Below are 18,448 nucleotides of genomic sequence, written 5' to 3'. Positions count from 1 at the left end.
ATTTTTTTATCGTCAAGCCGCGCTCTGACTGGCAGAATTAGCGGTGATCTGTCGTTTCCTATAAATTCTATTTATCGACCCATGCGGGATGTGGAGGGAAGGGATGTTTGGCTACAAATCTGCCGTGCCAAAGGTGCGGCTTACCACTGATCGGATGGTCCTGCGCCTGGTTCATGACCGTGATGCGCACCGGCTGGCTGAATACTACGCTGAGAACCGCGCGTTTCTGAAACCGTGGGAACCGGTCAGGGATGAAAGCCATTGTTATCCCTCAGGATGGCAGGCGCGTCTGGGGCTGATTACCGAGATGCAAAAACAAGGCAGTGCGTATTACTTCATCCTGCTCGACCCCGATGAAAATCGCGTGATGGGCGTGGCGAATTTCAGCAATGTGCTGCGCGGTTCTTTCCATGCCTGTTTCCTCGGGTATTCGCTCGGCCAGGAATGGCAGGGTAAAGGTCTGATGCAGGAAGCGTTGCAGACGCTTATCCGCTATATGCAACGCCAGCAAAAAATGCACCGCATCATGGCCAATTACATGCCGCACAATAAACGCAGCGGCCAGCTTCTCGAACGTCTCGGCTTTGAACGCGAAGGTTACGCCAAAGATTACCTGCTGATTGACGGCAAATGGCAGGATCACGTGCTGACAGCATTAACCTGGCAAGAATGGACACCCCCGTCCCGATAAGGAGAGCAACATGAAACACGAACTCAGCGCCCGGGAGGCCCGTGTTGTGGGCTGTTTACTGGAAAAACAACTCACCACGCCAGAACAGTATCCGATGACCCTTAACGGCCTGACTACGGCCTGCAATCAGAAGACGAACCGCGAGCCGGTGATGGAACTGAGCGAAAGTGACGTTCAGCAAACGCTGGATTTGCTGCTGCGTAAACACATTATCCGCACCCTGAGCGGCTCACGTACCATGAAGTATGAGCACCGTTTCTGTAATTCTGAATTCGGCAATCTCAAATTTTCCCCGCAGGAAGTGGCTGTAGTGACCACGCTGTTGTTGCGCGGCGCACAAACGCCGGGCGAGTTGCGTACCCGCACTAACCGTCTGCATGATTTCTCGGACGTTGCCGAAGTTGAACAAACGCTGACTGAACTGACAAACCGCGAAGACGGCCCGTTCTGCGTGCGTCTGGCCCGTGAACCGGGGAAACGTGAAAGCCGCTATATGCATCTGTTCAGCGGCGAAGTCAGCAATGTGGCCGGTACCCATGAAGAACCGCTGTTCAGCGCCGAGGCACAAAGCGCTGATCTGACTCTGACCGCGCGCGTGGAAACACTGGAAGCTGAAGTGGCGGAGCTAAAACAGCGTCTGGAAAATTTGTTGCAACATCTGGCTGATTAACAGGAGCGGGTTGTGAGTAAACTACGTATTGGTGTTATCGGGCTGGGTGGGATTGCGCAAAAAGCCTATCTGCCGGTGTTGAGTCACGCTGAAAACTGGACGCTGGTCGGCGGGTTTTCCCCGAATCAGCAAAAGGCGCAGGCCATTTGCGACAGTTATCGTATGGCGTGTTTTTCCCGCATGGACGAGCTGGCAGGGCAGTGTGACGCCGTTTTTGTGCACAGCAGCACCGCCAGCCATTTCGAGGTGGTTGGACAACTGCTGGCGCAGGGCGTGCATGTGTATGTCGATAAACCGCTGGCCGCTGAACTTGAGCAGGCTGAGCAGTTGGTTGAACAGGCGCGCAAGACAGGCAAAACGCTGATGGTCGGCTTCAACCGTCGCTTTGCACCGTTGTATCGTCAGCTCAAAGATAACATGCAGAGCGCCGCATCTTTGCGCATGGACAAACACCGGACCGATAGCGTGGGGCCAAACGATCTGCGATTCACCTTGCTGGACGATTATCTGCACGTGGTCGATACCGCGCTGTGGCTGGCGGGCGGTAATGCCAGTCTGGAAAGCGGTCTGATTCAGATTAACGAAGCGAATCAGATGTTGTACGGCGAACATCATTTCCTCTGTGGCGAAACGCTGGTGACGACATCGATGCATCGCCGGGCAGGGACCTTCCGCGAGAGCGTGCAGGCGGTGACTGAAGGCGCGGTGTATCAGCTGGACAATATGCAAATCTGGCGCGAGGAACAGCAGGATATTCTCACACAACTGCCGGTACCGGGCTGGCAAAGTACCCTGACACAGCGCGGATTTGTCGGTGCCATTGAACACTTTGTGGCCTGCGCGAGTAATCAGACGGCGCCGGAAACCAGCGGCGAGCAGGCGATTTATGCGCAGGCAATGATCGAGAAGATTCTGAATTCTTAACAAAAAAGCCGCGCGGGATGGCGTGGTTAACACTCTATAACAACATAAAACAACTGCCGGTGGCTATTGTATTGCGGATGCGTAGACTAAGCGCATCTTTGAGCCATGCGGCTTCATCTCTCACGCCTGCTGATGCAGGCGTGATGGTTTAACTATTTGATATACATGTAAACCGGTAAACAAGAAAAGTGACATGAATCTACTTAAATCTCTGGCAGCCGTCAGTTCCATGACGATGTTTTCACGTGTGTTAGGTTTTGCCCGCGATGCCATTGTGGCACGTGTATTTGGCGCCGGAATGGTCACCGACGCCTTTTTTGTGGCGTTCAAATTGCCCAATTTGTTGCGCCGTATTTTTGCCGAAGGCGCATTTTCACAGGCGTTCGTGCCAATTCTTGCCGAGTACAAAACTCAGCAGGGCGAAGAAGCTACGCGCACCTTTATTGCGTATGTCTCCGGGTTGCTGACGCTGGTTCTGGCGATTGTCACCGTGCTGGGCATGCTCGCGGCGCCGTGGGTGATTTATATCACTGCGCCGGGTTTTGTGGATTCACCGGACAAATTTGCGCTCACCAGTTCTCTGCTGCGGATCACCTTCCCGTATATCCTGCTTATTTCTCTGGCCTCGCTGGTCGGAGCGATACTCAACACCTGGAACCGCTTCTCGATACCGGCGTTTGCGCCGACCTTCCTGAACGTCAGCATGATCGGTTTTGCGTTATTTGCCGCGCCGTATTTTCACCCGCCAGTGCTGGCGCTGGCCTGGGCCGTGGTGGCAGGTGGCTTGCTGCAACTCGGTTATCAGCTGCCACACCTGAAGAAAATCGGCATGCTGGTGCTGCCGCGCCTGAACCTGAAAGATGCCGGTGTATGGCGCGTAATGCGCCAGATGGGACCGGCGATTTTGGGTGTTTCCGTCAGCCAGATTTCACTGATCATCAACACGATTTTTGCCTCGTTTCTGGTCTCCGGCTCCGTGTCATGGATGTATTACGCTGACCGCCTGATGGAGTTTCCTTCCGGTGTGCTGGGCGTGGCGTTGGGCACGATTTTGCTGCCTTCGCTGGCGCGAAGCTTTTCCAGCGGAAATCACGGTGAATACAATCGCCTGATGGACTGGGGCTTGCGTCTGTGTTTCCTGCTGGCGTTGCCAAGTTCTGTCGCCCTGGGGATTCTGGCCAAACCGCTTACGGTGGCATTATTCCAGTACGGCAAGTTCAGCGCGTTTGATGCTTCGATGACGCAACGTGCGCTGGTGGCCTATTCCGTCGGGCTGATGGGGCTGATCGTGGTGAAAGTGCTGGCTCCGGGCTTTTATTCACGTCAGAACATCAAAACACCGGTGAAAATCGCCATCATTACCTTGCTGATGACGCAGGTGATGAACCTGGCCTTTATCGGGCCACTCAAACACGCGGGGCTTTCCCTGTCGATTGGTCTGGCCGCCTGCCTGAATGCTTCGCTGCTTTACTGGCAACTGCGGAAGCAGGATATCTTCCAGCCTTTGCCGGGCTGGAGAGTGTTCCTGATCAAGCTGATTGTCGCGGTGGTTGCCATGTCAGCCGCATTGCTCGGCATGATGTGGCTGATGCCTGCATGGGATGTGGGGGGAATGGCGTATCGTCTGGCGCGTCTGGCGGCAGTGGTTGCTGTCGGCGTAGTCGCTTACTTTGCCGTGCTTGGCCTGCTGGGCTTCAGGGTGAAAGAATTTGCCCGTAAGCTGGACTGACGCAGATTACAGAAACACAAAAGGGCGCAAAAGCGCCCTTTTTTAATATCTGCGACCGTGAGTTACATGCGTTCTACGGTTTCGATACCCAGCGTATCCAGACCGGTTTTCAGCGTGCGTTGTGTCAGCAGTGCCAGTTTCAGGCGGCTGTTACGGCTGGTTTCATCTTCTGCATTAAGGATCGGGCAATGCTCGTAGAAGCTGGAGAACAGGCCAGCCACGTCGTACAGATACGCACACATGGTGTGTGGCGTGCCTTCGCGGGCGACAACGGTCAGTACTTCTTCGAACTGCAACAGACGGGTCGCCAGCGCAGCTTCACGTTCCTCGCTCAGTACAACCGGTTGAGTCAGACTGTTCACGTCGATGTCTGCACGTTTAAAGATAGAGGCTACGCGGGTATAGGCATATTGCATATACGGCGCGGTGTTACCTTCGAACGCCAGCATGTTGTCCCAGTCGAAGATGTAATCGGTAGTACGGCTTTTTGACAGATCAGCGTACTTAATTGCGCCGATACCCACCGCGTTAACCAGTTTTTCCAGCTCCCCGGCGTCTTTCATTTCCGGATTTTTTTCGGTGATCAGCTTACGTGCGCGATCAATCGCTTCATCCAGCAGATCAGACAGTTTCACCGTGCCACCTGAGCGGGTTTTGAACGGCTTACCGTCTTTGCCCAGCATCATGCCGAACATATGGTGTTCCAGCGCCACAGAATCCGGCACGTAACCGGCTTTACGCGCTATGGTCCATGCCTGCATCAGGTGCTGGTGCTGACGGGAGTCGATATAATACAGCACGCGGTCGGCCCCGAGTGTTTCGTAGCGGTATTTCGCGCAGGCGATATCGGTGGTGGTGTACAGGTAGCCGCCATCTTTTTTACGGATGATGACGCCCATCGGATCGCCTTCTTTATTTTTGTATTCATCAAGATAGACAACAACCGCGCCTTCGCTGTCGACGGCCAGACCTTTGGCCTGCAAATCGGCAACGATGCCCGGCAGCATGCTGTTGTACAGGCTTTCACCCATCACATCGTCTTCGGTCAGGGTGACGTTCAGACGATTGTAGGTTAGCTGGTTTTGCTTCATGGTCACGTCAACCAGCTTGCGCCACATCTGCAGGCAGTATTCATCGCCGCCTTGCAGTTTCACCACGTAGCCACGCGCCCGCTCGGCGAAGGCTTCGTCTTCGTCGTAGTTTTTCTTCGCCGCGCGGTAGAATTCTTCCAGATCAGCCAGGTTCATGTCACCGGCGTTTTCGTTCTGTACTTTTTCCAGATAGGCAATCAGCATGCCGAACTGTGTACCCCAGTCGCCAACGTGGTTAGCGCGGATCACTTTATGGCCGAGGAATTCATTGGTGCGCACAGCCGCGTCGCCGATAATGGTGGAGCGGATATGGCCAACGTGCATTTCTTTCGCCACGTTTGGCGCGGAATAGTCGATGACGATAGTTTGGGGTTCAACCGGTGTGATGCCCAGTTTTTCATCGTTCAGAGCGCTGTCTACATGCGCAGCAACAAAAGCAGGATCCAGGAAGATATTGATGAAACCCGGCCCGGCGATTTCGACTTTATTCGCGATGCCGCTCAGGTCTAACAGTTCAACGACTTTCTCTGCCAGTTGTCGCGGTGGCATACCGAGTTTTTTTGCCACGGACATAACACCATTAGCCTGATAGTCGCCAAACTGAGCTTTAGCGGACTGACGGACTTGCGCTTCGCTGTCGGCTGAAGCGCCTGCAGCGATCAGCGCCTGGCTGACTTTATCTGAAAGAAGTGACTGAATATTCACCGAAGTACCTTTATTTAGGAATGTGGTTGTTTGCTGTTCATCCCATGGTGGACGAACCTAAAATGATGCGTGTTTATATCATATTAGCCTTGCGGCGTCAGTATCACCGCACATCCGGGCTAAGGAAAACGCGATTGTGCGGCATGTCTCTGGCAACCGGATGAAAGGCTGTGTAAATTACCCGACCCTGAAGATCTGCAAACGAAAACAAGATAGGATGACCGCCATGAATCACGTGCCGGAGTTACAGGATTTAGCTGATGATTTACCGCGCTTTGTCGACGTACTGACGGCTTTCGCTGCAAAATTGCACATTAATCTGGGTGGGTTTCACGCAGATCATATTTCAGTGCGTTGTCATCAGAACACGACGGCGGATCGCTGGAAAACCGGCCTGGAAAAGTGCGGCAGTCTGTTGAATGAGACCCTGATTAACGGCCGGCCAATTTGTCTGTTTTCGCTCAACGAACCTTTGCAGGTCGGGCCGCTGAGTATTGATCTGGTCGAGTTACCATATCCCGGCGATAAACGTTACCCGCACGAAGGCTGGGAACATATTGAGATTGTCCTGCCCGGTGCTGAAGACGAATTATATACACGGGCGCTGGCGCTGATTGCTGATGAAGCGCTAATGACGCCCGGTATTAAGCTGAAACAAAGTGCGCCGAAAGGGGAGAACGAGCGTTTGCCTAACCCGACGCTGGCGATCACTGACGGCTCTGTGACCATCAAATTTCACCCGCACAGCCTGCGGGCGATTGTCGCCAGTGAAAGGGAAGACGGTTAACGTTGCAGCGTCAGTAACGCCGCTTCCATGCGATCCAGCGCTTTTTCCAGTAACGCGCGCTGGCAACCCAGATTGATACGCACATAAGCCGGTGCGCCAAAATCAGCCCCACCTGAGAAACCGACCCCGGCGTCCACAAAGAAATGATAAGGGTCCTGCACCGGCAGTGCGCTGGCATCAATCCAGCCAAGGTATGTGCCTTCCGGCGCCAGCATACGCAATCCTGGCATAGCGTTGATTCTGGCTGTCACCCGTTCGCGGTTACCTCGCAGGTATTCGAGCTGTGCGTTAAGCCATTCCTCGCCATCGCGGTAAGCGGCGGTCGCGGCGACATACGCCAAAATATTGACGTGCGGCACAATGCCGTGACTGGCCTCAAGGAATTTCCGGCGTAGTTCCGGGTTAGGAATAATCGCCATCGACGCGCCCAGACCGGCAAGGTTGAAGGTTTTGGACGGCGACATCAGCGTGATCGAACGCTGTTCGGCATCGGCATTGAGTGAGGCGAACGGGATGTGTTTCAGGCCCGGTTCGAGGATCAGGTCACAGTGGATTTCATCCGAACACACCACAAGATCGTGACGTTGCGCGAAGGCCTGCTGTTCGAGTAATTCCTCGCGACGATACACCGTGCCACCGGGGTTATACGGGTTGCAGAGCATCAGCAGCTTTTCGCTGCCATCCAGTAGATTGTCGGCCGTGGAAAAATCGGCCACCCAGCGCTGTTGCTGCTCAGTTACATTAATGGATTTAAACTGACGCCCTTCAGCCTGAGCCGCCTGCATAAACGGCGGATAAATGGGCATGGGCATCAGACTGGAGTTTTGTGGTGCAACAGTGGCGCGGACGGCGACGTTTAATCCGCACACCAGGCCTGGTAACCAGACGATCCATTCGGGCTTAATAGCCCATTCGTAACGATTCGCCAGACGTTTTACCACTAAATCAATGAGTTCCGGCGGTGTGAAACCATACCCAAATACGCCTTCTGCGACACGTTGCTGCAACTCTTTGATAACCTGAGGCGGAGAAGTGAAGTCGGTATCGGCAACCCAAAGCGGTATCACATCCTGATTATTGTATTTATTCCACTTAACGCTATCACTGTGACTGCGGTCTACCCATAAATCAAAATTGAGTGTCATAGTTAGCTTTCCTAAGCAAACAGATTGGGTGGGGATGCTCATCTCAAAGCCTACGCGACATGGCCGGCTACAGACAAGTGTTGTAGCATAATGCCGTAATCAGGAGAGATCACATGACTAAATTAGAAGTGTGTTGTTACAGCGTGGACTGTGCATTGACAGCAGAACAAGCCGGGGCCGATCGTGTTGAATTGTGCGCCAGTCAGGCTGACGGGGGCATTACGCCGAGTTACGGTACCCTCAAACTGGCAAGGGAAAAAGTGACCATCCCTGTACATCCGATTGTCCGTCCGAGGGGGGGTGACTTTTGCTACAGCCAGAGTGAATTTGAGGTGTTGAAAAGCGACATCGCTTGTATTCGCGATCTCGGCTATCCGGGTCTGGTGGTCGGCATGCTGGATGCTGAAGGGCATATTGATATGGCGAGAATGTGGGAGGTGATGGCGCTGTGCGGCGATATGGCCGTAACATTCCATCGCGCATTCGACATGTGCCTTAACCCGAAGATTGCACTGGAGCAGTTGACTCAGTTAGGGGTGGCGCGCATTCTGACCTCCGGGCAACAACAAAATGCTGAAGTCGGTTTACCGATGCTTCGGGAACTCAATCAGCTGACGCGTGGTCCAATTATTATGGCTGGCGCGGGTGTGCGTCTGACGAATTTGCAGAAGTTTGTGGATATCGGGCTGACGGAGTTACACAGTTCAGCAGGGCGTCAGGTGAAATCCGCCATGCGCTACCGGAAAGCCGGTGTCACTATGAGTTCTGATACTGACTTTGATGAATTCAGTCGTTATTGCGTGGATGGCGATATTGTTGCCGCAATGAAAAGCACATTGCAGTTTGACGATGAAATATCCCGCACGGCGTAATAACTCAAAGATTTAACCGGGTCACACGACCCTTATTGCGTCGCCCTGCGCAAGTACCAGGCCCCGTCATGTTGGCGGGGCTTTTTTTGTGCTCCTGATTCTGCTGTCGTTGCGTAATTGATTCGGATAATCTGTCGGCTCATCAAATTGTTACCGCCGGACAGGGACATGAAAAAGTTAGTGATTACTCTCGCGCTGTTGGGATTTACGCACTCATTATTTGCCGCTGATAAACAACCCAGCAGTGTTCTGGATAGTGGTGCTGAGACATTTGCCATTGACTGTGCAGGCAACCCTCAGCAAACGACGCTGGATATGAACGATTGTTATGCGGAAAAAATCGACAAGCTGAATTGGGTGAAACAGACGTACCTTGTGGCGGCCAGAAAACGTATTGAGCAAACGGCTACAGGTCCGAACCCGGATCCTGACGCAGCAGCTGTGCTGAAAGCGTTTGATGAGGAAACTCAGGCGTGGGATGCGTTTGAAGAGAAAGCCACTTTTGCGACGTACACCGACTATCAGGGCGGGACGATCAGAGGCGTGATGTCGCTGTCGCGGAAAATGGAACTCATCGAGTTGCGTGTTAAAGATATCTGGAGCAACTGGCTGCAATATCAGGATTCAACGCCAGCGGTATTACCCGAACCAAAATTTAAAGATGACCATTAATCCGGTTTTCTTGGCCTGAAAAAGCGCCCGGGCGGCGCTTTTTATGACGGGCAACACTTCAGCCCCAGGTCAGCAGCGCCACACCGAACATTCCTGCTTTCACCACCAGGCACATCACGAAAAGGCCTAAAACAATAACAGCCCGATCCATGAGGAATCGAATTCTTCTGCGCATTGATTTCTCCACGAAATACTCGCGTACGGATAAATTGGTTGGCCGAATTTATACACGAAATGCTATGAATCAATCCAATGATATAGCGTCAAAACGTGGAGCTTTACAAAGGGCTGTGGCTGACGCGGAAATAATTACTTCTCGTAAAAGTTTTTTATTCTGATAGCGACGTCAATATTTGCCCAGTGCAATTCGTTTTCCTTGTGCAGACTGCTGCTGCCATCTTCCCAGGAAACGTAATACGACACGATGTCGTGCTCTGATTCAAAAGTATTCATCACGGTACCTTTGATATCGCCAGATCTGTGTTTAACGATGCTGCCTTTAGGGAACTTCATACTTCCTCCCGTAATGCGAACGACGATCTCCGTCATAACAAACCGATAGCCTTCTGAAAGGTTAGACCTTTTTACAGCGTGATGTACAGAGTGACGTGACTGAAAGTGAGGATAAAGTGTGAGCAATGACTTCCGCCAGACAGGAAGATGTCTGGCGGAGGAGGAAGGTCGTTATGGCTTGCGGGCGATGAGCAAGGCGCGGCGAGGAGCCGGATAACCTTCGATAGTTTTGGTCGGATCATTCGGGTCGAGGAATTCAGCCAGTGATTCGCTGGTCATCCAGTCGGTACGGCGCTGTTCTTCAAGTGTTGTGACGCTGACATCCGCAATACGCACATCCACAAAGCCGCATTTGATCAGCCAGTTTTTCAGGGCTTCAGCAGAAGGGATGAAATAAATATTCCCCATCTGCGCGTAACGGTCACCCGGTACCAGGACCTGCTCGCTGTTACCTTCGACAACCAATGTTTCGAGCACCAGCTCCCCTTCGCTGACCAGCTGATTTTTCAGTTGCAGAAGATGATCTAATGGCGAACGGCGGTGATACAGCACGCCCATGGAAAAAACGGTGTCGAAAGCGTTCAGCTCGGGTAATTGTTCGATGCCCAGCGGCAACAAATGTGCGCGCTGATCGCCCCCCAGTAATTTACGCACGGCCTCGAACTGACACAGGAACAACTGCATCGGATCGATACCCACCGCCAGATGTGCGCCTGCACCAATCATGCGCCACATGTGATAACCGCTGCCGCAGCCGACATCTAAAATCGTGCGGCCAGCAAGGGAAGAAATGTGCGGCAAAACGCGATCCCATTTCCAGTCAGAGCGCCATTCAGTATTGATTTCAACGTCGTACAGAGAGAATGGTCCTTTGCGCCATGGCATCATATTACGCAGCAGGTTTTCAATCCCTTCGCGCTGACCGGCAGGCAAAGGGACTTCCATATTGGCGCTGACGCTGTGCAACAAATCCAGACGTTCCGGCTGCAACAGCGGCAAACGATCCACCGAGTTAAACCACAGTTTGAATTTGCCGTGCAGAGATTCTTTCTGCCACGCGGTCAGTTGCGAAGGCAAAGTATTGAGCCACGGACTTAACGGCCCTTTGGCGATAACGCGGTAAAAATCACCGAAATCAATCATTGTGCTTCTCCGGCTTTCAGCGCAATCAGTGAGCCGAAATTAAAACACTGGAACCAGACTTCCGTGTGCTGGAAACCGGCCTGATGCAGGCGGGCTTTATGCGTTTCGACGGAATCGGTCAGCATAACGTTTTCGAGCATGCTGCGTTTCTGGCTGATTTCCAGCTCGCTGTAGCCGTTTGCACGTTTGAAGTCGTGATGCATATTGAACAACAGTTCGCCGACGTCTTTGTCTTCGAAGCTGAATTTTTCTGACAGCACCAGCGCCGCGCCCGGACGCATGCCCTGATACACCTGATTCAGCAAACGCTGGCGGTCAGCCGGTTCGAGGAATTGCAGGGTAAAGTTGAGCACTACCATCGAGGCATTTTTCAGCTCGATATCGAGAATATCGGATTCGATCACGCTGACCGGTGTATCCGCGCGGAAAGCATCAATGTGACGACGGCAGCGTTCCACCATGGCGGGAGAGTTATCGACAGCAATAATTTCGCAGCCCGGCACCTTAATGTTACGACGCATCGACAGCGTGGCAGCACCCAGCGAACAGCCCAGATCATAGACATTGGAGTCGGGCTGAACGAAGCGCTCGGCGAGCATGCCAATCATCGAAATAATGTTGGAATAGCCCGGAACAGAGCGTTGGATCATGTCGGGAAAAACTTCCGCGACGCGTTCATCGAACGTCCAGTCGCCAAGCTTATCTATAGGTGCAGAAAACAGCGTATCGTGGTTTGCCATAGCGGTGAGTCAGGCCAAAAAGAATGTGGGTAAAAAGTTGAGGGCAGATTTTAGCAGATACTGGCGCAGGCAGATACCTGCGCGCCTGAGAGTTGTTTCAAAAGGGCATCAAATCTGTCTGGCAAATGTTCCGTGCTCAGTCAAAGTTGAGGAATTGCGACCACGGCAGATAGATAATATTGATCACCACCATCAGCACCAGAGAAATATAGGTGGCAGCCATGCCATTACGGCGCCAGGCAAATTCGCGGTTTTTCAGCCCGTAATAATGGAATAACCGGCCGAGGATCAGTAACAGGCCGCAGGCGTGTACAGTCCATATCGCCGCGCCGTTCATTTCCATATACAACAATAATAAACAGCCAATCGGCAGATATTCTACAGCGTTGCCGTGTACACGTATGGCGGTTTGTAATTCGTAGGATCCGCCGTCGCCGGTGGCGATACGGTATTGCATCCGCAGACGGACAACATCGAAAGAGAGTTTGATCAAAAGTATGGCGGCAAGCACGACATATAACGCGCTAATCATGATGACTTCCTTGGTTATTCCCTGTATCCCGGCGGAACAGCACTGATTTTCCGCTGCGTAGCCATGATAACGGGAAGGCATAAAACTGTCGTCAGAAAAACCTGAATATTCTTAGAACAACGCATCCTGCTCCGGCCAGTCCGGCGCGGGCTGGACCGAAGGAATGTGCTGACGCAGATCCTGCCACAGGTAGCGTGCCTGCTGGGGCGCGTCGGAACAATCGGGCGTATGAATAAACAGATACGGTGACAATCCCTGTGATTGCCAGTCGCTGAGTTTTGCAATCCACTGGCCGAAAAGTGGACGGTTTGCCTCAAGACTGTCGCCGCCGATAAAGCGGACAATCGGGCGGGAGGATGTCGCCAGCGCGTGCAGCGGCAATATCGGTTTTTTGCGTTTGGCTTCGAGCACCGCTTCGGTGGTGGAGGTTGAGCTGTGAACCGGGCGACTGTCAAGGATCGCACGGTTAATGCCGCGCTGATGCAATCCCTGATTCAGCGCCCGTTCGGCGTCACCCTTGTTGAAGAACTCCCCGTGACGCACTTCCACGCCGTAATCAAAACCGGCGGGCAGGGCATCCAGAAATTGCCATAAACGGTCGAGATGCACCGGGGCAAACGTGGCCGGAAGTTGCAGCCACAGTTGCCCGATACGTTCACCGAGCGGTGCGAGCGTGCGGTAAAACATATCGACGTCTTCCTGACAATTCGCCAGCGCGGCTTTATGGCTGATGGCGGAAGGAAATTTGAAACAAAAACGAAAGGTCTCCGGCGTCATATCGCGCCAGCGCATCACCACATCCTGTCTGGGCAGGGCGTAAAACGTGGTATTGCCTTCGACACAATTGAAGTACCGCGCGTAATCGGCCAGATCACGTAAACCCATCTTTGCCCAGGCGCTGTGATGCCATTGCGGTAAACCAATATACATATCGATGCTCCCTTTTCCGGGCCAGATCCCAAATAAAACGCCGCCTCAGCGGGCGGCGTTCAGGCATAAAATCAGGGTAACGTTACTCTGGCAACGCGGCAAGCACTTCGGCAGTGGAACGAACACGGCTGATACGCGGGAAAATAAACTGCATGCTGGACTGATGATGGTCATTGTTGTGTGCGCTGCACGCATCTTCTGCGATCACCAGTTCATAGCCGTTAAATATTATGATCCCAGACTTAGGCCATTTAACTATTAAGTAATAACACGGTGATTGTGATTGGTTTTACACTTCAAACAAACTTGCGCCAAAGGAGTCACCAAGATATAGAACCACTATCAGCCATTATCACCGATGAGAAAATTTAAGCTCTACAATTATTTAAGCAGGGTTTAAGGCGTAAACCGTTAGCTGACCTATTACTGCTAACAAATCTTTTCAAAGGCGCTATGCGTTGTTCATAGTGAGGTTTCATTATGGTGATCGCAGGTCTAACAGCGAAAAGAAACGGAATCTACAAATGTTCGATGAAAGCTGAAGGGCGGTGTAACACAAAAGGACTTAGTCGCCTTCAAACAGACCGCGCATTGGTTCACGAACTTCTCTACAACACCAATCGCTTTTCTTTGAAACAGCCGAAGGATTCAGAGATGGGTAAACTACAGTCTCAACTTACTGAATTTATTTAGAGAAGAGAAAATCTTTTGAAGTTGGCTGAGTTATCAGGTGACATAGAGTCATCAGCAAAACGACTACGTGAACTCAATACGCAAATTAAGGATGCTGAAAGGTCTGTAGCAGAGAGTCACCAGCGGGAATCCTTATCTCAACTCGAAACTATAAGTCATCTTGACCTAACAACTAAGCCCGACCGCATCGAAGCACAAATCATCATTAAACGCCTTATCAAAGAAATCAGAATCAATACCAACATGAAGCAATGTGACATCGAATTTCACAATGGCTATAAGTTCTTTAATTATCCGTTATGGCGTGAAGATTTTGACGGAGCAAGTTGGGTGAATTTTTTCCTGTTGCTGGGAGAGAAGGAATACACGTTTACGGGGGCGGAGGGCGTCAGCACCGGTATCACTGAGCGTGTTACTGACTTTGTGCAGGGTAAGCCGTCTGGCGGTCAGGTTGATGACCGTTTGTTTCCAGAGGTTGAACCTGATTATACAAATACGACCGGTGACGAATGAAAATAACACATAAAGATTTTTACCTTGAAGTAACCAAGAAGCAGGATGAACTTTGCACCCTGATACCTGCTGAGTTTTGGCCTGAAGTGAAGCGTCTCATTGGCAATTCTCCAAACCACGGAGACGTTAAAGAGATGTTCTCAACTGTTATGCCAGAGCAGATTGGTAGCTGGCGCAAACGCGAGCCTGAAGAATGGGACACGGTAGAGGATTGGAAACCTTACGCAAAGTTTGCAGCAATGAATCATGTGTTTAGTTTGCCGTCAGGTGATTGGCGTGATGAAGAATCTGCCCCGTTTCCGTTCCCCGTAAGACATCGTGAGCCGATGAATGAGCACAACGAGTTTGCAGAAGTAGACCGTGAAGGCTGGCATGATTCCACCGACAGGAGAGACTGGACGGACGGTGAAGAAGAATTTGAATGACTGACCAAGCAGACCCGCTCATAAGGTGGTCATTTAGTATCTGGAATAAATCTCCCTATAAGTCAAATTTATGAATTTTTCTTGTTATTGGTCATTCTTGCGTGAATAATTTATCTCCACAATTTTCAAAAGGAGATTTGAAAGATGGCTATACCAGCTTACCTATGGCTCAAAGACGATGGTGGGGCGCTTATCAAGGGTTCGGTTGACGTTCTGAATCGTGAGCATTCAATAGAAATCACCTCATTTAGCCATAACCTCTACATTCCCACGGATGGCAACACCGGCAAGTTGACCGGTACACGTGTCCACGGTGCACTTATTTTCGAGAAAGAATTTGATAGCTCATCGCCCTACCTGATGAAAGCAGTTGCCACGGGTCAAAGTCTCAAATCCGCTGAATTCAAGTGGTATCGAATCAATGACGCTGGTCAGGAAGTCGAGTATTACAACATGACGCTAGAAAACGTTAAAATCGTGTCAGTAACGCCGATGATGCATGATTGCAAAACAGTCATAAACGTAGGACACCTTGAACAGGTGCAGGTCAGGTATGACAAAATCACATGGTCGTATCTTGACGGAAACATTCAGTACAGTGATGCGTGGAATGAGCGCGTAACCGGATAGGTGCTGCAACATGGATACAGTTGAAGAGCTAAACGGAACGTACTTCTATCGGGGATTCTCTAACCTGTCATCGGGTGAATTGCTGTTCTGGATTTTCTTGGACACTACCGCTGAACATTTCGGTGTTGATGACTTCCTGACGATTGGCTTAATTCTGCTTGGTCAGCCAGAGATTGCAACAAGAGGGAAGCCAGTAGGCGCCACACTTGGAACGTCACCACTCAGTTCACAGTTGCGTCATTTACTCGACGTCAAAACCAGACGTTTACCCACGCTGACATCGGGGAGTATCAAGCGGCTCAAGTTCAGCTATGTGACAAATCTGGGGGCTTTCGTTGGTAGGTGGATTCCAATTCTGGGGATTATCATTATTGCTGCTGATGTCTCTACGATAGCGTACAAAGCTACGAATAAGTACAACACCATAGCTCGAGGTAATGACAAACTATGGTAAGCAACGAGGATGTCATAGAGTGGTACAGCCAGCGATTCAACAAGCCCGTGCTGTTTTCTAAGAAACGGATTCCGGTCACGATTGACACCAGCCTGTCAACTGGTCGCTATGTCTGGGCAAGTGAAACGGGTGCTGAGATTATGGATGAGTATTTTGAGAAATTCGGGGTAGACCCTGCTGGATTCGATTTCTATAAATACTGGCCTGTAGAGACCTTTATCTTATTTGCGCTGTGCACGTGTGGCGCTGATGACGATGAACCTCAACCGTTAACGCTCAAGATGTTGGCAGATTCTGCAAGGGCTGGAAAATGGCTTTATGACTGATTGCACAGACCCGCTGAGAGGCGGGTTTTCATTATCTGGGTCAGTAGCTGGTAAGTACTGGTGCATGTACGTCATTTCTGAAAATTGGGCAGGGTGGGTGGGTACGGTAGATTTCACATAGAAGCGTCAATAAAAAAGCCCCAGATTAAGGAGGCTCTTGGAATCAGTCTTTAGCGTAGAGATTTCAGGGCGGCGTTATTCTTACGTCGGCAATCAGGGCAGTACCACGCTTCACCGTCAGGCTGACGGTCTCCACAGTTAGCTGTTGACCCTTGTACCGGCTTACCGCAACCTTCAACTTGTGCGTTCAGTTCTTCTTTCGTGTAACTGCTGTTATGCCCCATTTTCTAACTCTCCCGCTTCATGTGATAACGAACGCTGATACCTTCCCACTCATACAAAGCGACGTGCTTTGAATCCTGTAGCGTAAGGTCTATGGCTTTCGTTCGCTTACTCTTGGTGCCTATCAGAACCTTTGAAGGTACACCGACAGCTTTCAGTGTTGTGTGCCAGCTTTCCAAATTATCCAGTTTCGGATGTTCAGCACCTTTGACGCTTTCGAGAACCATCAGCCAGCGTTGGTGGCGGCGTGGCTTATCATCATCAATCATTGTTAACTCCTACGGTCTAAAGCCTCCGCCAGTTATTACGGCGTAGCAATTTGAAGTAAGTGCAGGTGTCATTATCAGAAACCTTTCGCTTCAAGCGCAGCAGTCCATTCAGCATGTTTCTTAGCGGCCTGCTCATCAGTCCATTTCTGCCATGTTTTGTAGTTCGGCAAGTCTTCACCTGTCAGTTCATGGAAAGCCAGTGTTGCGATTTTCTTGTACACAGCAGGGTTGCCACCCGTTACTTTTAACGCTTCCACGCCGTCCGTGATACTGAACACGCCAGCAGACACAAGGTCATCTTTGAATTCTTTGGTGTAAGTGGATGAAGGTGCCTTCTTGCCAGTCTCTAATGCTTCTTTCAGGTTTTTAGCAACAATTGCCAGATGGTCAGATGTGTGTAGTGGTCAACAAAAACTGGCCACGGCTTTAGAGTTTTTCCAAAACAATCTTTCTGATTCATTCGGCGTCAAACCACCATTATATTGATGAGGTCTGAGCTGGCTGTAATATCCTGTGATGTAATTCGTTATTGCCGTGCTGGCTTGGCTAAAATTAGCGTAGCCATTATCCGGTACCCACTCTGTTTTCAGACTTCTGAAGAACCGTTCCATTGGGCTGTTATCCCAGCAATTTCCCCGGCGACTCAGACTTTGCTTTATCTGATATCTCCACAGTAACTGCCTGAAATTCCTGCTGGTATAGTGACTGCCTTGATCCGAGTGATACAGTAAATTAGCCGGTTTTCCCCGTGCTTCCCAGGCCATCGACAGGGCTTTACCTGTCAGTGCTGAATCAGGGAAAAATGACATCGCCCAGCCAACCGGTTTACGGGAAAACAAATCGAGTACTATAGCCAGATAAGCCCAGCGTTTTCCCGTCCAGATATAAGTCACATCACCGCACCAGGTCTGATTAGGCTCGGTAACAGCAAACTGGCGATCCAGATAATTAGGGATCTCAATGTGTTCCTTAGACGCCTTCTTATAACGATGGCCAGGTTGCTGACAGCTGATAATATTGAGCGCTTTCATTAGCTTTGTTGCCCGCCAGCGGCTCAGTTTTATACCTTTGGTGGTGACCATCGCGGCAATGCTTCGCGCTCCTGCTGAGCCGTTACTTTCGCGATAAACTTCACGCACAAGGCTCAGTAATGCCACTCTCGTGGCGTCAGGCTTCCTGGGCTGCCGCCAGTATTTATAACTGCTGCGATGAACCCCAAACACGTTGCACACAACGGCAACAGGAAACCGCGCCCTGAGTTTCTCAACTAATGAGAATTGTTCAGGGAGTCTGACATCAAGAGCGCGGTAGCCTTTTTTAATATATCCCTTTCCATTTCAACGCGTTGAAGTCTTTTCTTTAGCTCGCGTATTTCAATCTGCTCAGGTGTCATGGGTGAAGCAGTGGGTGATTTTCCCGCTCGCTCTTCTTTCAGTTGTCGAACCCATTTGTCCATTGTGGATTTGCCGACGTTCATTGCCGTAGCAGCGGCGGCAACGGTGTAATGCTGATCGAGTACAAGCTGGGCAGCTTCGAGGCGAAACTCGGGGCTAAAATTGCGTCTGTTACGTCCGGTCATAATGCCACCTGTTTTTACTGTGAGGTGATGATATCACCTCTATTCAGGTGGCCAAATTCAGTGTGCCACTACA

23 protein-coding genes and 1 pseudogene are annotated in these 18,448 nt (G+C 51.1%); 12 read left to right on the top strand and 12 right to left on the bottom strand.

What is annotated here, in order from left to right; translation table 11 throughout:
* Positions 1-103: 103 nt before the first annotated feature.
* The 4 genes from rimJ to murJ all read left to right on the top strand — a co-directional run bounded on the left by rimJ (position 104) and on the right by murJ (position 4,014).
* A complete protein-coding gene (rimJ, locus tag EX31_RS17340) occupies positions 104-691 on the top strand; it encodes a ribosomal protein S5-alanine N-acetyltransferase (protein ID WP_013575017.1) in 588 nt (195 codons plus the stop codon).
* A gap of 10 nt (positions 692-701) precedes the next feature.
* On the top strand, positions 702-1,361 hold the full coding sequence (locus EX31_RS17335; protein ID WP_037035850.1) for a DUF480 domain-containing protein: 660 nt from the start codon (positions 702-704) through the stop codon (positions 1,359-1,361).
* A gap of 12 nt (positions 1,362-1,373) precedes the next feature.
* On the top strand, positions 1,374-2,285 hold the full coding sequence (locus EX31_RS17330) for a Gfo/Idh/MocA family protein (RefSeq protein ID WP_037035848.1): 912 nt from the start codon (positions 1,374-1,376) through the stop codon (positions 2,283-2,285).
* 193 nt (positions 2,286-2,478) lie between these two features.
* The gene (murJ, locus tag EX31_RS17325) at positions 2,479-4,014 is read left to right on the top strand and encodes a murein biosynthesis integral membrane protein MurJ (RefSeq protein ID WP_013575020.1); all 1,536 of its coding nucleotides are present in this window, start codon (positions 2,479-2,481) and stop codon (positions 4,012-4,014) included.
* 62 nt (positions 4,015-4,076) lie between these two features.
* Here the strand turns inward: murJ and argS are convergent, their stop codons facing one another.
* Positions 4,077-5,810, bottom strand: coding sequence for an arginine--tRNA ligase (gene argS / locus EX31_RS17320; RefSeq protein WP_037035847.1), 1,734 nt, complete (start codon positions 5,808-5,810; stop codon positions 4,077-4,079).
* Positions 5,811-6,027: 217 nt separating this feature from the next.
* On the opposite strand from argS, the gene EX31_RS17315 reads away from it, so the two are divergent.
* The gene (locus EX31_RS17315) at positions 6,028-6,597 is read left to right on the top strand and encodes a VOC family protein (protein WP_037036566.1); all 570 of its coding nucleotides are present in this window, start codon (positions 6,028-6,030) and stop codon (positions 6,595-6,597) included.
* On the opposite strand, the gene EX31_RS17310 is transcribed toward EX31_RS17315, so the two are convergent.
* Positions 6,594-7,742 carry a MalY/PatB family protein gene (locus EX31_RS17310; RefSeq protein WP_037035846.1) on the bottom strand — a complete coding sequence of 383 codons (1,149 nt, stop codon included), beginning with the start codon at positions 7,740-7,742 and terminating at the stop codon, positions 6,594-6,596. The two genes, EX31_RS17315 and EX31_RS17310, sit on opposite strands and share 4 nt — an antisense overlap.
* A gap of 113 nt (positions 7,743-7,855) precedes the next feature.
* Between EX31_RS17310 and cutC the strand changes: the two genes are divergently transcribed.
* Entirely contained in the window at positions 7,856-8,614 is a 759-nt protein-coding gene (cutC, locus tag EX31_RS17305; RefSeq protein WP_013575024.1) for a copper homeostasis protein CutC, read from the top strand.
* A 168-nt stretch (positions 8,615-8,782) separates the two neighbouring features.
* Positions 8,783-9,286, top strand: a complete 504-nt coding sequence (locus tag EX31_RS17300) for a lysozyme inhibitor LprI family protein (protein ID WP_037035844.1) — start codon at positions 8,783-8,785, stop codon at positions 9,284-9,286.
* 309 nt (positions 9,287-9,595) lie between these two features.
* On the opposite strand, the gene EX31_RS17295 is transcribed toward EX31_RS17300, so the two are convergent.
* From EX31_RS17295 to EX31_RS25525, 6 genes and pseudogenes are all read right to left on the bottom strand, one after another.
* Complete coding sequence (locus EX31_RS17295; RefSeq protein ID WP_013575027.1) at positions 9,596-9,799, bottom strand: hypothetical protein; 204 nt, start codon at positions 9,797-9,799, stop codon at positions 9,596-9,598.
* Positions 9,800-9,970: 171 nt separating this feature from the next.
* On the bottom strand, positions 9,971-10,942 hold the full coding sequence (cmoB, locus tag EX31_RS17290; protein ID WP_013575028.1) for a tRNA 5-methoxyuridine(34)/uridine 5-oxyacetic acid(34) synthase CmoB: 972 nt from the start codon (positions 10,940-10,942) through the stop codon (positions 9,971-9,973).
* Positions 10,939-11,682: a carboxy-S-adenosyl-L-methionine synthase CmoA gene (gene cmoA / locus EX31_RS17285; RefSeq protein ID WP_013575029.1), complete on the bottom strand. Its 744-nt coding sequence runs from the start codon at positions 11,680-11,682 to the stop codon at positions 10,939-10,941. Before cmoA ends, cmoB begins: the two co-directional genes overlap by 4 nt.
* A gap of 136 nt (positions 11,683-11,818) precedes the next feature.
* Positions 11,819-12,214 carry an MAPEG family protein gene (locus EX31_RS17280; RefSeq protein WP_013575030.1) on the bottom strand — a complete coding sequence of 132 codons (396 nt, stop codon included), beginning with the start codon at positions 12,212-12,214 and terminating at the stop codon, positions 11,819-11,821.
* A gap of 111 nt (positions 12,215-12,325) precedes the next feature.
* Complete coding sequence (locus tag EX31_RS17275; RefSeq protein ID WP_037035843.1) at positions 12,326-13,144, bottom strand: DUF72 domain-containing protein; 819 nt, start codon at positions 13,142-13,144, stop codon at positions 12,326-12,328.
* Between the two features lie 82 nt (positions 13,145-13,226).
* A pseudogene (locus EX31_RS25525) lies at positions 13,227-13,364 on the bottom strand (hydrolase); the annotation flags it as partial.
* Positions 13,365-13,852: 488 nt separating this feature from the next.
* On the opposite strand from EX31_RS25525, the gene EX31_RS24995 reads away from it, so the two are divergent.
* The 5 genes from EX31_RS24995 to EX31_RS17250 all read left to right on the top strand — a co-directional run bounded on the left by EX31_RS24995 (position 13,853) and on the right by EX31_RS17250 (position 16,185).
* Positions 13,853-14,350: a hypothetical protein gene (locus EX31_RS24995; protein WP_051931092.1), complete on the top strand. Its 498-nt coding sequence runs from the start codon at positions 13,853-13,855 to the stop codon at positions 14,348-14,350.
* Positions 14,347-14,775, top strand: coding sequence for a hypothetical protein (locus tag EX31_RS17265; protein WP_037035840.1), 429 nt, complete (start codon positions 14,347-14,349; stop codon positions 14,773-14,775). Before EX31_RS24995 ends, EX31_RS17265 begins: the two co-directional genes overlap by 4 nt.
* 144 nt (positions 14,776-14,919) lie before the next feature.
* Complete coding sequence (locus EX31_RS17260) at positions 14,920-15,405, top strand: Hcp family type VI secretion system effector (RefSeq protein ID WP_037035838.1); 486 nt, start codon at positions 14,920-14,922, stop codon at positions 15,403-15,405.
* Positions 15,406-15,415: 10 nt separating this feature from the next.
* Positions 15,416-15,859 carry an STM2901 family protein gene (locus EX31_RS17255; RefSeq protein WP_037035837.1) on the top strand — a complete coding sequence of 148 codons (444 nt, stop codon included), beginning with the start codon at positions 15,416-15,418 and terminating at the stop codon, positions 15,857-15,859.
* Positions 15,853-16,185: a DUF1493 family protein gene (locus EX31_RS17250; RefSeq protein ID WP_037035835.1), complete on the top strand. Its 333-nt coding sequence runs from the start codon at positions 15,853-15,855 to the stop codon at positions 16,183-16,185. The genes EX31_RS17255 and EX31_RS17250 overlap by 7 nt, the downstream gene beginning before the upstream one ends.
* Positions 16,186-16,355: 170 nt before the next feature.
* Here the strand turns inward: EX31_RS17250 and EX31_RS26070 are convergent, their stop codons facing one another.
* The 4 genes from EX31_RS26070 to EX31_RS17235 all read right to left on the bottom strand — a co-directional run bounded on the left by EX31_RS26070 (position 16,356) and on the right by EX31_RS17235 (position 18,375).
* A complete protein-coding gene (locus EX31_RS26070; RefSeq protein WP_156106988.1) occupies positions 16,356-16,529 on the bottom strand; it encodes a thioredoxin domain-containing protein in 174 nt (57 codons plus the stop codon).
* A gap of 3 nt (positions 16,530-16,532) precedes the next feature.
* Positions 16,533-16,796, bottom strand: coding sequence for a hypothetical protein (locus EX31_RS17245; RefSeq protein WP_037035834.1), 264 nt, complete (start codon positions 16,794-16,796; stop codon positions 16,533-16,535).
* A gap of 74 nt (positions 16,797-16,870) precedes the next feature.
* Positions 16,871-17,086 (bottom strand): hypothetical protein, encoded by a 216-nt coding sequence (locus EX31_RS17240; protein ID WP_037035832.1) that lies wholly within the window; start codon positions 17,084-17,086, stop codon positions 16,871-16,873.
* Positions 17,087-17,200: 114 nt separating this feature from the next.
* Positions 17,201-18,375 (bottom strand): IS3 family transposase gene (locus tag EX31_RS17235; protein WP_156106971.1). Its coding sequence is split into 2 segments (ribosomal slippage): positions 17,201-18,117 and positions 18,117-18,375, totalling 1,176 coding nucleotides; the frame shifts between segments, so codons are not numbered across the junction.
* Between the last annotated feature and the right edge of the window lie 73 nt (positions 18,376-18,448).

This window comes from Rahnella sp. WP5 (assembly GCF_000745615.1).
In the GTDB taxonomy this organism is placed as follows: Bacteria; Pseudomonadota; Gammaproteobacteria; order Enterobacterales; family Enterobacteriaceae; genus Rahnella; species Rahnella aceris.
Note: the sequence above shows the minus strand (reverse complement) of the source record. Positions and strands in the feature narration are given on the sequence as shown.

Bases quoted from the DNA above. Each gene is read 5' to 3' on its own strand.
- rimJ (WP_013575017.1), top strand. From the start codon at position 104: ATGTTTGGCTACAAATCTGCCGTGCCAAAGGTGCGGCTTACCACTGAT.
- EX31_RS17335 (WP_037035850.1), top strand. From the start codon at position 702: ATGAAACACGAACTCAGCGCCCGGGAGGCCCGTGTTGTGGGCTGTTTA.
- murJ (WP_013575020.1), top strand. From the start codon at position 2,479: ATGAATCTACTTAAATCTCTGGCAGCCGTCAGTTCCATGACGATGTTT.
- EX31_RS17315 (WP_037036566.1), top strand. From the start codon at position 6,028: ATGACCGCCATGAATCACGTGCCGGAGTTACAGGATTTAGCTGATGAT.
- EX31_RS17310 (WP_037035846.1), bottom strand. From the start codon at position 7,742: ATGACACTCAATTTTGATTTATGGGTAGACCGCAGTCACAGTGATAGC.
- cutC (WP_013575024.1), top strand. From the start codon at position 7,856: ATGACTAAATTAGAAGTGTGTTGTTACAGCGTGGACTGTGCATTGACA.
- EX31_RS17300 (WP_037035844.1), top strand. From the start codon at position 8,783: ATGAAAAAGTTAGTGATTACTCTCGCGCTGTTGGGATTTACGCACTCA.
- EX31_RS17295 (WP_013575027.1), bottom strand. From the start codon at position 9,799: ATGAAGTTCCCTAAAGGCAGCATCGTTAAACACAGATCTGGCGATATC.
- cmoB (WP_013575028.1), bottom strand. From the start codon at position 10,942: ATGATTGATTTCGGTGATTTTTACCGCGTTATCGCCAAAGGGCCGTTA.
- cmoA (WP_013575029.1), bottom strand. From the start codon at position 11,682: ATGGCAAACCACGATACGCTGTTTTCTGCACCTATAGATAAGCTTGGC.
- EX31_RS17280 (WP_013575030.1), bottom strand. From the start codon at position 12,214: ATGATTAGCGCGTTATATGTCGTGCTTGCCGCCATACTTTTGATCAAA.
- EX31_RS17275 (WP_037035843.1), bottom strand. From the start codon at position 13,144: ATGTATATTGGTTTACCGCAATGGCATCACAGCGCCTGGGCAAAGATG.
- EX31_RS17265 (WP_037035840.1), top strand. From the start codon at position 14,347: ATGAAAATAACACATAAAGATTTTTACCTTGAAGTAACCAAGAAGCAG.
- EX31_RS17260 (WP_037035838.1), top strand. From the start codon at position 14,920: ATGGCTATACCAGCTTACCTATGGCTCAAAGACGATGGTGGGGCGCTT.
- EX31_RS17255 (WP_037035837.1), top strand. From the start codon at position 15,416: ATGGATACAGTTGAAGAGCTAAACGGAACGTACTTCTATCGGGGATTC.
- EX31_RS17250 (WP_037035835.1), top strand. From the start codon at position 15,853: ATGGTAAGCAACGAGGATGTCATAGAGTGGTACAGCCAGCGATTCAAC.
- EX31_RS26070 (WP_156106988.1), bottom strand. From the start codon at position 16,529: ATGGGGCATAACAGCAGTTACACGAAAGAAGAACTGAACGCACAAGTT.
- EX31_RS17245 (WP_037035834.1), bottom strand. From the start codon at position 16,796: ATGATTGATGATGATAAGCCACGCCGCCACCAACGCTGGCTGATGGTT.